The sequence below is a fragment of the Ewingella allii genome (assembly GCF_044430645.1).
In the GTDB taxonomy this organism is placed as follows: domain Bacteria; phylum Pseudomonadota; class Gammaproteobacteria; order Enterobacterales; family Enterobacteriaceae; genus Ewingella; species Ewingella allii.
In genome coordinates, this window is the sequence record NZ_JAWUDN010000006.1 from 111290 (window position 1) to 123977 (window position 12688).

The 12688-nt window shown below is 55.1% G+C and carries 10 protein-coding genes; 3 read left to right on the forward strand and 7 right to left on the reverse strand.

Features of this window, described 5'->3' with window-relative positions:
- The first annotated feature begins 144 nt into the window (after positions 1–144).
- Positions 145–1878 (forward strand): ATP-dependent endonuclease, encoded by a 1734-nt coding sequence (locus tag SBO83_RS14485; protein WP_353501529.1) that lies wholly within the window; start codon positions 145–147, stop codon positions 1876–1878.
- Here SBO83_RS14485 and SBO83_RS14490 read toward each other — a convergent pair.
- Both SBO83_RS14490 and cspD read right to left on the reverse strand, forming a co-directional pair.
- Positions 1875–2798, reverse strand: a complete 924-nt coding sequence (locus tag SBO83_RS14490; protein ID WP_396131993.1) for a VirK/YbjX family protein — start codon at positions 2796–2798, stop codon at positions 1875–1877. The genes SBO83_RS14485 and SBO83_RS14490 overlap by 4 nt on opposite strands.
- Before the next feature lie 381 nt (positions 2799–3179).
- The gene (gene cspD, locus SBO83_RS14495) at positions 3180–3401 is read right to left on the reverse strand and encodes a cold shock-like protein CspD (protein ID WP_034789106.1); all 222 of its coding nucleotides are present in this window, start codon (positions 3399–3401) and stop codon (positions 3180–3182) included.
- A 388-nt stretch (positions 3402–3789) separates the two neighbouring features.
- Between cspD and clpS the strand changes: the two genes are divergently transcribed.
- On the forward strand, positions 3790–4110 hold the full coding sequence (gene clpS / locus SBO83_RS14500) for an ATP-dependent Clp protease adapter ClpS (protein ID WP_034789108.1): 321 nt from the start codon (positions 3790–3792) through the stop codon (positions 4108–4110).
- Between the two features lie 27 nt (positions 4111–4137).
- Complete coding sequence (clpA, locus tag SBO83_RS14505; RefSeq protein ID WP_396131994.1) at positions 4138–6420, forward strand: ATP-dependent Clp protease ATP-binding subunit ClpA; 2283 nt, start codon at positions 4138–4140, stop codon at positions 6418–6420.
- Between the two features lie 231 nt (positions 6421–6651).
- Here clpA and infA read toward each other — a convergent pair whose 3' ends face one another.
- The 5 genes from infA to trxB all read right to left on the reverse strand — a co-directional run bounded on the left by infA (position 6652) and on the right by trxB (position 12505).
- Complete coding sequence (gene infA, locus SBO83_RS14510; protein WP_002211347.1) at positions 6652–6870, reverse strand: translation initiation factor IF-1; 219 nt, start codon at positions 6868–6870, stop codon at positions 6652–6654.
- Between the two features lie 93 nt (positions 6871–6963).
- On the reverse strand, positions 6964–7698 hold the full coding sequence (aat, locus tag SBO83_RS14515; protein WP_353501532.1) for a leucyl/phenylalanyl-tRNA--protein transferase: 735 nt from the start codon (positions 7696–7698) through the stop codon (positions 6964–6966).
- Between the two features lie 31 nt (positions 7699–7729).
- Positions 7730–9451 carry a heme ABC transporter ATP-binding protein/permease CydC gene (gene cydC, locus SBO83_RS14520; protein ID WP_396131995.1) on the reverse strand — a complete coding sequence of 574 codons (1722 nt, stop codon included), beginning with the start codon at positions 9449–9451 and terminating at the stop codon, positions 7730–7732.
- Between the two features lie 2 nt (positions 9452–9453).
- On the reverse strand, positions 9454–11226 hold the full coding sequence (gene cydD / locus SBO83_RS14525) for a heme ABC transporter permease/ATP-binding protein CydD (protein WP_396131996.1): 1773 nt from the start codon (positions 11224–11226) through the stop codon (positions 9454–9456).
- A 313-nt stretch (positions 11227–11539) separates the two neighbouring features.
- A complete protein-coding gene (gene trxB / locus SBO83_RS14530) occupies positions 11540–12505 on the reverse strand; it encodes a thioredoxin-disulfide reductase (RefSeq protein WP_353501535.1) in 966 nt (321 codons plus the stop codon).
- Positions 12506–12688 lie beyond the last annotated feature (183 nt).

Consider the following 12688-nt stretch of genomic DNA (forward strand, 5'->3'; position numbering starts at 1 on the left):
GAGTCCTGAAGGGGCGGTCAACACGCTAACCAAAAGCCGTGTCGCTGTAAAGCCGCTTTAACCAGCAAATGGCGCGGCAATATCTTGACCAAACAGCATTTTTAACGCCATGCTGAACACAGGTGAAGCAGAAGGGAGCGCCCGATGTATCTGGAACATATCGATATTGCAGGATTTCGTGGTCTAAATCGGTTATCGCTAACCTTGACCCAACCCACGCAGCGCGGCGCCTCCATCAGCGGCCCGCTGGGCGAGGAGGGCGTCTCTTCCGTCACCACCAATACCGTGCTGGTGGGGGAAAATGCTTGGGGTAAGTCCAGCTTGCTGGACGCCCTGACGCTGCTGCTCTCGCCTGAACCCAAACTCTACTGCTTCAAAGAGGAAGATTTCTATTTCCCCGCCGGGGAACAGCAGTCCAAATCGAAATATCTGCACGTGGTTTTCACCTTCTGCGAGAATCAGGCCGGGCACCACACCTCGCCGCGGTTCAACCCGCTTTCTCCTTTATGGGTTAAGTGCGCGGACAAGCTCACGCGCATCTATTATCGGCTTGAAGGGGAGCTGGACGATGACGGCAGCGTGCTGACGCTGCGCAGTTTCCTTTCCGCCAACGGCCAACCGCTGAACTTGCAAACTATTGATCCACTGGCGCAGGCGTTAATCACTTTAAATCCGGTGCTGCGGCTGCGCGATGCGCGGTTTATTCGCCGTTTGCGTAGTGAAACGCTGGCCCCGCGCCTTGCTAAAAATAATGAAGAAATGGCGAAGCAGCTCGACGACCTGACGCGCGGGCTGATCCATAACCCACAGAACCTAACCAACAGCGAATTGCGCAGCGGGCTGGCGGCGATGCAGCAGCTGTTAGAACACTATTTTGCCGAGCAGGGCACCAGCAGCAGCGCGCCGTGGCAGCAAAAGCGCCACGGCCGGGCCGAGAGCCGCCGCGCATGGCGCTCCCTCGACAATATCAACCGAATGATTGCCGAGCCGAACAGCCGCAGTATGCGCGTTATGCTGTTGGGGATGTTTTCCACATTATTGCAGGCTAAGGGTTCGGTGGTGCTGCATCCCGATGCTCGCCCGCTGCTATTAATAGAAGACCCGGAAACCCGTCTGCACCCGATTATGCTGTCGGTGGCGTGGGGGCTGCTCGACCAGCTTCCCTTGCAGCGCATTACCACCACCAACTCCGGCGAGCTGCTGTCGCTGGTGCCGGTAGAGCAGATATGCCGATTGGTGCGCGAGTCGGGGCGAGTCGCGGCCTACAGCATTGGCCCGGAAGGGCTAAGCTCGGAGGACAGCCGCCGCATCGCGTTTCATATTCGTTTCAACCGCCCGTCGTCGCTGTTTGCCCGCTGCTGGCTGCTGGTCGAAGGGGAAACGGAAGTGTGGCTGCTCAACCAGCTGGCGCGCCAATGTGGTTATCACTTCGAGTCAGAAGGTATCAAGGTGATTGAGTTCGCCCAGTGCGGCCTTAAGCCCTTGCTGCGCTTCGCCCGCCAGATGGGAATTGAGTGGCACGTGCTGGTGGATGGCGATGAAGCCGGGAAAAAATATGCCGCAACGGTGATCAGCAACGTAGAGAAATACGACGACACATTGCGCTACCGGCTGACGGCGCTGCCTTCGCAGGATATCGAGCATTTCCTTTATCGCGGCGGCTTCGAAGATGTCTATCGGCGCAACGCGGCACTGCCAGACACGCTACCCATGTCGCCACGGCGTATCATCGACAAAGCGATTCACCGCACGTCGAAACCCGACTTGGCCATCGACGTTGCGCTGGCGGCGTCTCAACGCGGCGTGGGGTCTATTCCACCATTGCTGCGGCAAATGTTTTCCCGCGTCGCGTGGCTGGCGCGAGGCAGGGCTGACTAATCGTCGGTTTTACGAGGTGCGGCAAAACCCTGCGAGAAGGTTTGGCGAATTTGCGCTTCCAGTGAATCCAGCAGCTGGTAACGACGGCGGTACTCAGAGCGGCGCTTGCTGGCGATCTCTTCCAGCGGACGGTGTGGGATCTGACGAGGCAAATGGTAATAATCGTCTTCCTCTAGCTCGCCCTGCAGCGTTTCCCAGAAGCTGTCGTAATCAGCGAAGATCATGCCCCTGCGTTTCTTATAGCGGGCATTTTCATAGATGTGGGTTTTATTGGCGACGGCAACAATTTGCGTCATTTGAGTCAGCTCGGCCAGCAGCAGGGTGGCCTCCATCACCAGCTTCTTCGGGAACAGGCCGTGACAGGCTTTGGTCGCTGATTGAATCTGCGAGTGCTCAACGTGGGCGCGCGGGCCTTGGATTGCTCCAATAAACAGCGTCGGCTGATCTCGGTAGTTAATCAACGCGAAGGTGACGGTAGCCAGCGGCTCGCCGTTTTCCAGCGTGAACATCAGCGTGGCTTCGCCTTCTTTATCTAAACGCCCGGCGGCGTTGAACTGAATAAAGTAGCGCTGGCCTTCTTTACCTTCTAACGTGGCAATGTGCAGCGGCTGGTCGGAGAAATGCGCATGCCCCAGCGCGGGCGGCACCTGCGCCGCGAAGTGGTCGTAGTGGGCAATAATATTTTTCAATGCTGTCTCGCGGTTCACCTTCACTGACTGATAAACGCGGTGCAGCTTGCAAGGCAGAGACGGCGCTGCGCGCAGCATCTCGTCGCGCATCGGGTGGCTTGCCAGATAATCCAGCAGTGACAGCGTGGATTTCGGCGCCAACAGCGTGCGCAGTAAAAACTTCAAGCGATAGCTGGTCCGGTTCCAGGCAGGGCCAGGCACCATGCGGCGGGAAACCAATGCGGATAACATCTGCATACCAGAGTGTATTTTTCTATTTTCGATTGGGTAGCTGATTGCACTCATCGTTATGTACCTGCTCTTCACAAGCCTCCAAGGCTGAATGACGTTATTTGAGCAGTTGGTGAATAAACCAAATATCAACGGTGATTTTGATCACAGCGGAATACTTACAATTGTTTTGGGTCTGTTTAGCTGAAGTTACAAAGTGTAAATCGTTAGCCTGCGAGGGATAAACGGCGGGTCAAAACTGACAATAATGTGCTTTTTTATTTTTCGGGGCTTGAAGGCCAATCGTTTCTCCCCCATAAATAAAAATGCCAGTCAAGATGAGACTGGCATTTGGCAAAGAGTACGCAACATGATGGTGTGGCAAAAAGGCAATGAGTACGGTCAGGCGACCGCTTCACTTTCCACCGGAATAATGAGGCTTGCATGATTTCCTTTTGGCCCTTCATGGACATCGAAGCTGACTAGCTGCCCGGCTTTGAGGGTGCGATAACCCTCCATCTGGATAGTGGAATAATGAGCAAAGATGTCTTCACCGCCGTTTTGCGGACAGATGAAACCAAAGCCCTTAGCATTATTGAACCATTTAACAGTACCCGTCTCCATGCTTCTACTTCCCTCTCAAGACTATTTGGTGAGTTGAAGAGATTGAGCTAATAAGTGAGCACGAATGCCCGTACGTCGCTGAATACAGGCACTTATCGCCGGTATTTTGCACACGAAATTACACTCTAGTGGAATTGATTTGGACGTCAAGGGAAGGGCATTTGTCATGCCGGAGCAGATAGCCAAACTTTGAAGCAGGTAACGATCCTGAAATAATGTGGTCATTATTTCAACGATTTTACCGATAGCAAAGAGTGGAAGATGCGCGGGGGCATGATGCTTTAAGAGATGGTAAAATGAATGTTAAACGTCATGACGAAAGCTAAGGCGCAAGGGTGCCAGACAATGCTGACGTCATAACAGACCTTCAGAAGGTGATGGACAGGCAATGGGTAACAATCAAGACTGGCTAAATTTCGAACACTTGGCGGCGGATAAGCTAAAGGATGAGGTAAAACCGCCATCTATGTATAAAGTTATATTAAACAACGACGATTACACTCCGATGGAATTTGTGATTGACGTTCTGCAAAAGTTCTTTTCTTATGATATTGAACGTGCAACGCAACTGATGCTCCAGGTGCACTATAAAGGCAAAGCTATTTGCGGAGTCTATACCGCTGAAGTAGCCGAAACCAAAGTCGCACATGTGAATAAGTACGCCAAGGAGAACGAGCATCCGTTGCTGTGTACGCTGGAAAAAGCCTGATTAAGGCAATCTATTTGGGAGGTGCCTATGCTCAATCAAGAACTTGAACTCAGTCTCAACATGGCTTTCGCAAGAGCCCGTGAGCACCGGCATGAGTTTATGACCGTGGAGCACCTGCTGTTGGCGTTGCTAAGCAACCCGGCAGCCCGTGAAGCGCTTGAAGCTTGTACCGTTGACCTGGTGGCGTTACGCCAGGAACTGGAAGCGTTCATCGAACAAACCACGCCCACCTTACCTGCCAGTGAAGAAGAGCGCGACACCCAGCCTACGCTGAGTTTCCAGCGCGTTCTGCAACGTGCGGTATTCCACGTGCAATCTTCCGGTCGTAGTGAAGTGTCTGGCGCAAACGTTCTGGTCGCGATCTTCAGCGAACAGGAATCCCAGGCCGCATATCTGCTGCGCAAACATGACGTTAGCCGTCTCGACGTGGTCAACTTCATCTCTCACGGTACCCGTAAAGATGAGCCAGGTCAGGCGCCAAACAACAACGCAGAGAACCCAGTTAACGAAGAGCAGTCGGCGGGGGAAGATCGTATGGAGAACTTCACCACAAACCTTAACCAGTTGGCGCGCGTAGGGGGTATTGACCCGCTGATTGGCCGTGACAAAGAGCTTGAGCGGGCGATTCAGGTTCTCTGCCGTCGTCGCAAAAATAACCCACTACTGGTGGGCGAGTCAGGCGTGGGCAAAACCGCTATCGCCGAAGGCCTTGCCTGGAGAATCGAGCAGGGCGACGTGCCTGAAGTGATGGCCGACTGCACGCTGTACTCACTCGACATCGGCTCACTGCTGGCGGGCACCAAATACCGCGGTGACTTCGAAAAACGTTTTAAATCACTGCTCAAGCAGCTTGAGCAGGACAAAAACAGCATCCTGTTTATCGATGAAATCCATACCATCATCGGGGCGGGCGCGGCGTCTGGCGGCCAAGTTGATGCAGCCAACCTGATTAAGCCACTGCTTTCTAGCGGCAAAATTCGGGTTATCGGCTCAACGACCTATCAGGAGTTCAGCAACATCTTTGAAAAAGACCGTGCCTTGGCGCGTCGCTTCCAGAAGATTGATATTACTGAGCCAACCGTCGAAGAGACCGTGCAGATCATTAATGGTCTGAAAACTAAATACGAAGCTCACCACGACGTGCGGTATACCGCGAAAGCCGTGCGCGCCGCGGTTGAGCTGTCAGTGAAATACATTAATGACCGTCATCTGCCGGACAAGGCGATTGACGTGATTGACGAAGCGGGCGCGCGCAGCCGGTTGATGCCGGTCAGCAAGCGTAAGAAAACCGTTAACGTCAGCGACATCGAAAGCGTGGTGGCGCGCATCGCGCGTATTCCAGAGAAAACAGTATCGGCCACCGACCGTGACGTGCTGAAGAATCTGGGCGATCGCCTGAAAATGTTGGTATTCGGGCAAGATCCGGCGATTGAAGCACTGACCGAGGCGATCAAAATGAGCCGCGCCGGTCTGGGTCAGGATCACAAGCCTGTCGGTTCCTTCCTGTTCGCAGGTCCGACCGGGGTCGGTAAAACCGAAGTGACCGTACAGCTGGCGAAAGCGTTAGACATTGAGCTGCTGCGTTTCGATATGTCCGAATACATGGAGCGTCACACCGTCAGCCGTTTGATTGGTGCACCTCCGGGCTATGTCGGCTTCGACCAAGGCGGTTTGCTGACCGACGCCGTGCTGAAGCACCCGCACGCGGTTGTGCTGCTGGATGAAATCGAGAAAGCGCACCCGGACGTCTTCAACCTGCTGTTGCAGGTAATGGACAACGGTACGCTGACCGATAATAACGGCCGTAAAGCGGATTTCCGTAACGTCATTCTGGTCATGACCACCAACGCCGGCGTGCGTGAAACTGAGCGCAGATCTATTGGTCTGGTGCATCAGGATAACAGCCCGGACGCGATGGAAGAGATTAAGAAAGTCTTTACGCCAGAGTTCCGTAACCGTCTGGACAACGTGATCTGGTTCAACCACCTGTCTACTGAAGTTATTCAGCAGGTTGTCGACAAATTCATCGTTGAACTGCAGGCGCAGCTGGATGCGAAAGGCGTGTCTCTGGAAGTCAGCGACGAAGCGCGCGACTGGTTGACAGTCAAAGGCTACGACCGCGCCATGGGCGCACGTCCAATGACCCGTACCGTGCAGGAAAACCTGAAGAAACCGTTGGCTAATGAACTGCTGTTTGGTTCGCTGGTTGATGGCGGTTCAGTCTCCGTGGGCCTCGATAAGAGTGCCGATAAACTGACGTACCATTTTATGAGTGCGCAGAAGAAAAAAGCGGAAGGCGCGGTGCACTAAGCATCAGCAGCAGTAGCTGAAAAGTAAAAAGGCGATGGAGACATCGCCTTTTTTTATGCCTGTTTTCCGCCGAGTATCAGTGGGATGGGGTAGATAACCTGAAGCTGATACCAGAGGGAAATAGCAGAAATTGCCGAATTGCGGATACCACAAAACGCCCTTGCAAAAGCAGGAAGGGCGAAGAGGGTATCCTCGGGTATCGCTGGAAATCAGCGATGAGTGAGCCGCCTGTTAGCGGCTACGGAAGACAATGCGGCCTTTGCTCAGGTCGTAAGGAGTCAATTCTACAGTGACTTTGTCACCCGTCAGGATGCGGATGTAGTTCTTACGCATTTTACCGGAGATGTGTGCGGTGACTACGTGCCCGTTTTCCAACTCAACGCGGAACATAGTGTTTGGCAGCGTATCAAGTACGGTGCCCTGCATTTCAATATTGTCTTCTTTGGCCATCGAATCCTCTAGGTCTAACTACCATAGTTTTTAACCGGCGTGATAATGCCGAAAAACCCACATTATGTAAAGAAGTATGGTTGACGATCGCATCTATTCCCTATCCATCGGGACTGTCGGCAGGTCTTCATAACGTGGGGATAAGTCTTGGGGCAGCCAGCATTCCGGCGGTAATTGTTGCTGTGAAAGCCGGGAAAGCGACTGCAAAAATTGGCGGCGTGGGATCTCTCTCGCACCCAGCGACGCAGTGTGAGGGTTGAGCACCTGACAGTCAATCAGTTCTCCACCATAGCGGGTAAAATGTTGGCAAAAAATCATTACGGCGCACTTTGAGGCGTTGTCTCGGCGGCTGAACATTGATTCTCCACAGAATAATCCGCCGACGTTTACGCCGTACATGCCGCCTACCAGCTCGTCGCCATCCCACACTTCAATCGAATGTGCATGGCCCGCTTCATGCAGCTCCTGATAACCGCGCTTCACCAGCGGGCCAATCCAGGTGCCTTCATCACGCTGCTGAGAGCACGCGTGAATCACCTCAGCGAACGCTTTGTTAAGCGTGAAGCGATAGGGTTCCCGACGCATAAAACGGCGCAGGCTGCGGCTGATATGACGTTCTTCGGGGTAGAGCACGGCCCGTGGGTCAGGGGACCACCAGAGAATGACTTCCCCCGGCTCGAACCAGGGGAAGATACCGCTGCGATAAGCCGAAAGCAGGCGAGGGGAGGTTAAATCCCCGCCCAGCGCCAGCAGGCCGTTAGGTTCATGCAGCGCCGTCTCCGGATTAGGGAAGACGACGGAATTCGCTTCAAGCTTGACTAACCGCATAGGGTCCTTATTCATTGATCAAAAGAGTTTGTCAGCCGCGCGCACGAAAACGTGCATAGCGACCCGCCATGCCGATCAGCGCTTGGTGAGTCCCTTCCTCAACTATTTGACCCTCTTCCATCACGCAGATCTTATCCATATTTTCCAAGCCGTAGAGGCGATGGGTAATTAAGATTAGCGTCTTTTTTTCACAATGTTGGCGCAACAGCGCCAGAATATGACGTTCGGTTTCTGCGTCGAGACCCTCTGTCGGCTCATCCAACAGCCACAGCGGAGCGTCGTGCAAGATGGCGCGCGCCAAGCCAAGGCGACGCTGTTCGCCGCCTGAGAGCTGCCTGCCGCCTTCTCCCAGCCAGCTGTTTAAGCCATCACCGGCCAGCAAAGCTTGAAGATCAACGGCTTCCAGCGCCTTGACCAGCTGCTCGTCGCTGCTGGCCGGGGCTACCATGCGCAGGTTTTCCCGCAGCGTGGTGTTGAAGATATGCACCCGCTGGCTGACCACGGTCATCACCTGGCGCAACGTAGCTTCATCGTAATCCGCAATGGCCGCGCCGTTAATGTTCAGGCTGCCCTGGTTACTGTCCCACGCGCGGGTGATGAGCTGTAACAGCGTCGACTTACCGCAGCCGGTTTGGCCGAGCAGCGCCACGTGTTCACCAGAGTTAACCCGCAGATTGATGCCTTTGAGCACTGGCAGTGGCTGATCGGGATAGGTGAAGCTGAGATTTTCAATTTCCAACGCGACCTGCTGTTCAGCCTGTGGGCCGTGGGCCGGGAAGGTGACGGCGGGTTGCTGCTCAATGATCTGCGTTACTCGCTGGGCGGAGGCAATCACTTGCCCCAAATGTTGGAAAGCCGCCGCGACTGGGCCGAGTGCCTCAAAGGCGGCCAGCGGGGTGAAGACAAACAGGGCAATCAGCGCGCCGGGCTGGGCGATATCACCAATGCCACCGGCAGCCAGCCACAGCATCAGCGTGACGGTTAAACCGGCGCTGGCAATGATCATCGCCTGCGACAGACCTGAAAGCTTGGCTTGCTGCTGTTGGCGGCTCACCCAGCGGCTCTCCGTCTCATTCATACTCTGGCGAAAACGCGCCTGTGCGCCAAATACGGCTAATTCCGACTGGCCCTGCAACCATGAGTTGAGCTGAGTGCGGTACGCGCCGCGCAGCTCGGTTAATTCACGGCCAATCGGCTGGCCCGCGCGGTAAAACACCAAGGGAAGCAACAGCATCAGTAACAGCATGATGCCGCCGAGTGTTAAGGCCAGATGCAGGTCGAGGAAGCTCAGGCCGAAGGTGACGACCAGAATAATCACCAGCGCGCTGACCAGCGGCGAGATAACCCGCAGGTAGAGGTGGTCGAGGGTGTCGACGTCGGCTACCAGCCTGTTAAGCAAATCTGCCTGACGGAAGCGCGCCATACCCCCCGGAGAGAGCGGCATGATTTTGGTGAAGGTAAACACGCGCAGGTGCGCCAGCACGCGGAAGGTGGCGTCGTGGCTCACCAGACGCTCCGCATAGCGCCCGGCGGTGCGGAAAATCGCCGCGCCGCGCACGCCCGCAGCGGGCAGCATGTAGTTGAAAGTATAAAGCCCCGCGAGGCCCGCCAGCGCCGACGCCGCGAGGAACCAGCCCGAAAGGGTCAGCAGGCCAATGCTCGCCAGCAGGGTGATGATCGCCAGCACGATGCCGAGCGATAAACGGAGCCAATGGCGGCGATAAAGCGCCAGATAAGGCAGTAGAATTTTCATGTTTATAGCTCCTGACTGCGCTGAGCTAACAATCGGGAAAATGCGCCATTCCCGCTCGCCAATTGTTGATAGCCGCCTTGCTCGATCAGCTGGCCTTTATCCATCACCCATACTTCATCGTAGTGTCGGGTGTCTTCCAGCTGATGGGTCACCAGCAGCGTGGTTTGTGCCTGAGAGGCGTCGCTCAGCGCCTGCATCACCCGTTTTTCGCTGTGGGCGTCAAGGCTGGCTGTCGGTTCATCTAACAGCAGCAGGTGGCAAGGCGAGAGCAGGGCCCGAGCCACGGCCACGCGCTGAGCCTGCCCGACGGAAAGGCGCGCCGCGCTGTCGCCAAGCTCGGTGTCCAAGCCTTCAGGCAGCAGAGGGAGAAACTCGCTGACATAGGCGCGCTCGATAGCCGATTGCAGCTGCGCTTCGCTGGCATCCGGCCAGCCCAGCAAGATATTAGCCCGCAGGCTCTGCTCCGGAAGGTGCGGGTTTTGTCCCACCCAGCTGAGCTGCTGGCGCCAGTCCGCGCGGGCTATCTGCTGCAACTCTATGCCATTGGCTTTCAGCGAGCCTTGATAAGGCAGGAAGCCGAGCAGGGCGTTGAGCAGCGAGCTTTTACCTGCGCCGCTCAGGCCAACCAGCGCCACGCGTTTACCCGCGGGCAGGGTGAAATTAAGTGGGCCAGCCAGCGTTTTGCCGTCCGGCGAGCGGATAATCAGGTCGACGGCTTCCAGTGAAATGGCGCTCTCGGCTGCCGTCGCCCAAGGCTGGGTGCCTTCTCCCTGACTTTCCGCTTCAGCACTCAGGAAGGTCAACAGGCTCTCTGCCGCGCCCACCGCCTGTGCTTTAGCGTGATAGAAGGTGCCTAAATCGCGCAGCGGCTGGAAAAACTCGGGAGCTAGTATCAGCACCAGAAAACCGGCAAACAGCGTGACAGGCGTGCCGTAGCTGCCGAAATTCAGTTCACCAAGATAGGAGAAGCCAAAGTAGACCGCGACCAAGGCAATGGAGATTGAGGCGAAGAACTCGAGCACGGCGGAAGACAAGAACGCCAGTCGCAGCACGTCCATAGTGCGGGCGCGGAAACTTTCGGTAGAGCGTTGGATCTGCGCGGTTTCGGCCTGAGCGCGGTGGAACAGGCGCAGCGTATCCAAGCCGCGCAGGCTGTCTAAGAAATTGCCGCTCAGGCGCGCGAGGGCGGTGAAGTTGCGGCGATTGGCATCGGCCGCGCCCATGCCGACCAAGGCCATAAAAATAGGGATTAATGGCGCGGTGACCAGCAGAATCATGCCCGCGGCCCAGTTGATTGGGAAAATACTCATCAGAATCAGCAGGGGAATAATCCCCGCCAGCGCAATCTGCGGCAGATAGCGGGAGTAGTAATCCTGCATCTCTTCGATTTGCTCGAGAATGATGGTGGCCCAGCTTCCGGCTGGCTTGCCTTGGATCCACGCCGGGCCAAGCTTCTCCAGCCTGTCCAGCACGAGCTTGCGCATTTCGCGACGAATAATCTTGCCGCAAATAAAGCCCACCTGTTCACGCAGCCAGGTCACTACGGCGCGAAGAATGAAGGTCAGCGCCAAGAGCAGGAAGCTCTGCACCAGCTGGTCGCGCGGCGTGTTTTGAATAATTAAGCTGTGGAGCAGGCCCGCCATTAACCAGGCTTGGGCAAGAATTAATAAACCAGAGAGTAAACCCAGCATCATCGACAGGCGTATCCAGCCTTTGGCGCGTGAGCTTTGTTGCTTTAACCAGCGGGTGAGTTCTTGTTGTCGTGTTTTATTCATCAGGCAATCAGTCTGCGCAGCAATACAGAAATCACAGGGGTATTTCCGTATAGAGTGACATGCGATTGAACGGAGAGTCAGGATGACGCTGAAGAAGCCCGCTCGCAGGTCGCATGATCCAAAAAAGCGCCGCCACGGCGGTGCTATTACCCGTTGCATTCCGAGCTGAGTCGAAAGCTCGCTCATGTTACATGTTCGGACTTACGCTGAAAAATCTATTTCTATAAAAACGGTTATTTCCATAAAAAACAAAACAATGAGGCGGCCAATTGGCCGCCTCATGAGGAGTTAATACTTGTCTGGCATTCAGCGATTAGACAGCAGGTTTTGCCAAGCCGTCCAAATAGCGTTCTGCATCCAGCGCGGCCATACAGCCGGTGCCCGCAGAGGTGATCGCCTGACGATAGATATGGTCCATCACGTCGCCAGCGGCAAACACGCCAGGAATGCTGGTCTGAGTGGCATTACCCTGGATGCCGGATTGCACCTTGATGTAGCCATTTTCCAGCTCGAGCTGACCGTCGAAAATGGCAGTGTTAGGGCTGTGGCCGATGGCGATGAACACGCCCGCGACGTCGAGCTTGCTCAGCTCGTCGGTGCGCGCATCGCGCAGGTTAGCGCCGGTTACGCCCATCTGGTCGCCCAGAACTTCGTCCAAGGTCTTGTTGGTGTGCAGCACCACGTTGCCCTTGGTGGCTTTCTCGTTTAGACGGTCGATAAGAATTTTTTCAGCGCGGAAGCTGTCGCGACGGTGAATCAAATGCACTTCTTCGGCAATGTTCGCCAGATAAAGTGCTTCCTCAACCGCGGTGTTACCACCACCGACTACCGCGACTTTCTGGTTGCGATAGAAGAAACCGTCACAGGTCGCACAGGCAGAAACGCCTTTGCCTTTGAACGCTTCTTCAGAAGGCAGGCCGATATAACGCGCAGACGCCCCGGTGGCGATGATTAACGCGTCACAGGTGTACTCTTCGCTGTCACCGAACAGGCGGAACGGGCGGTTCTGCAAATCAACTTTGTTAATGTGGTCGAAGATGATCTCGGTATTAAATTTCGCAGCATGTTCGTGCATGCGCTCCATCAGTCCCGGACCTGTCAGCCCCTCTGGGTCGCCCGGCCAGTTTTCCACTTCTGTGGTGGTGGTCAATTGACCGCCTTTTTCCATACCGGTGATCAATACCGGATTCAGGTTGGCGCGCGCGGCATAAACCGCTGCCGTGTAACCTGCTGGACCTGAACCTAAAATCAATAGCTTACTGTGTTTAACCGTACTCATGAGCAATTCATCTCCGTGATGGCGACTAGCAATGAACCGATTGTAGGGAAAACCGCGCAGTAAAAAAAGCAAACTCAGATGTTGTTAACGATTTGTCTGATAGTTTTTAATTTCAAACCCACGTACAACTACACCCCGGTTAGCTCTCATTTGAGGTAACCAATTGAAGATTGGACAAATAAC

What these genes read in the sequence shown, in the direction of transcription:
- cydC (WP_396131995.1), bottom strand. Translation starts at nt 9,451, where the DNA reads ATGAAAATTCTACTGCCTTATCTGGCGCTTTATCGCCGCCATTGGCTC.
- infA (WP_002211347.1), bottom strand. Translation starts at nt 6,870, where the DNA reads ATGGCCAAAGAAGACAATATTGAAATGCAGGGCACCGTACTTGATACG.
- SBO83_RS14485 (WP_353501529.1), top strand. Translation starts at nt 145, where the DNA reads ATGTATCTGGAACATATCGATATTGCAGGATTTCGTGGTCTAAATCGG.
- cydD (WP_396131996.1), bottom strand. Translation starts at nt 11,226, where the DNA reads ATGAATAAAACACGACAACAAGAACTCACCCGCTGGTTAAAGCAACAA.
- trxB (WP_353501535.1), bottom strand. Translation starts at nt 12,505, where the DNA reads ATGAGTACGGTTAAACACAGTAAGCTATTGATTTTAGGTTCAGGTCCA.
- clpS (WP_034789108.1), top strand. Translation starts at nt 3,790, where the DNA reads ATGGGTAACAATCAAGACTGGCTAAATTTCGAACACTTGGCGGCGGAT.
- aat (WP_353501532.1), bottom strand. Translation starts at nt 7,698, where the DNA reads ATGCGGTTAGTCAAGCTTGAAGCGAATTCCGTCGTCTTCCCTAATCCG.
- SBO83_RS14490 (WP_396131993.1), bottom strand. Translation starts at nt 2,798, where the DNA reads ATGTTATCCGCATTGGTTTCCCGCCGCATGGTGCCTGGCCCTGCCTGG.
- cspD (WP_034789106.1), bottom strand. Translation starts at nt 3,401, where the DNA reads ATGGAGACGGGTACTGTTAAATGGTTCAATAATGCTAAGGGCTTTGGT.
- clpA (WP_396131994.1), top strand. Translation starts at nt 4,138, where the DNA reads ATGCTCAATCAAGAACTTGAACTCAGTCTCAACATGGCTTTCGCAAGA.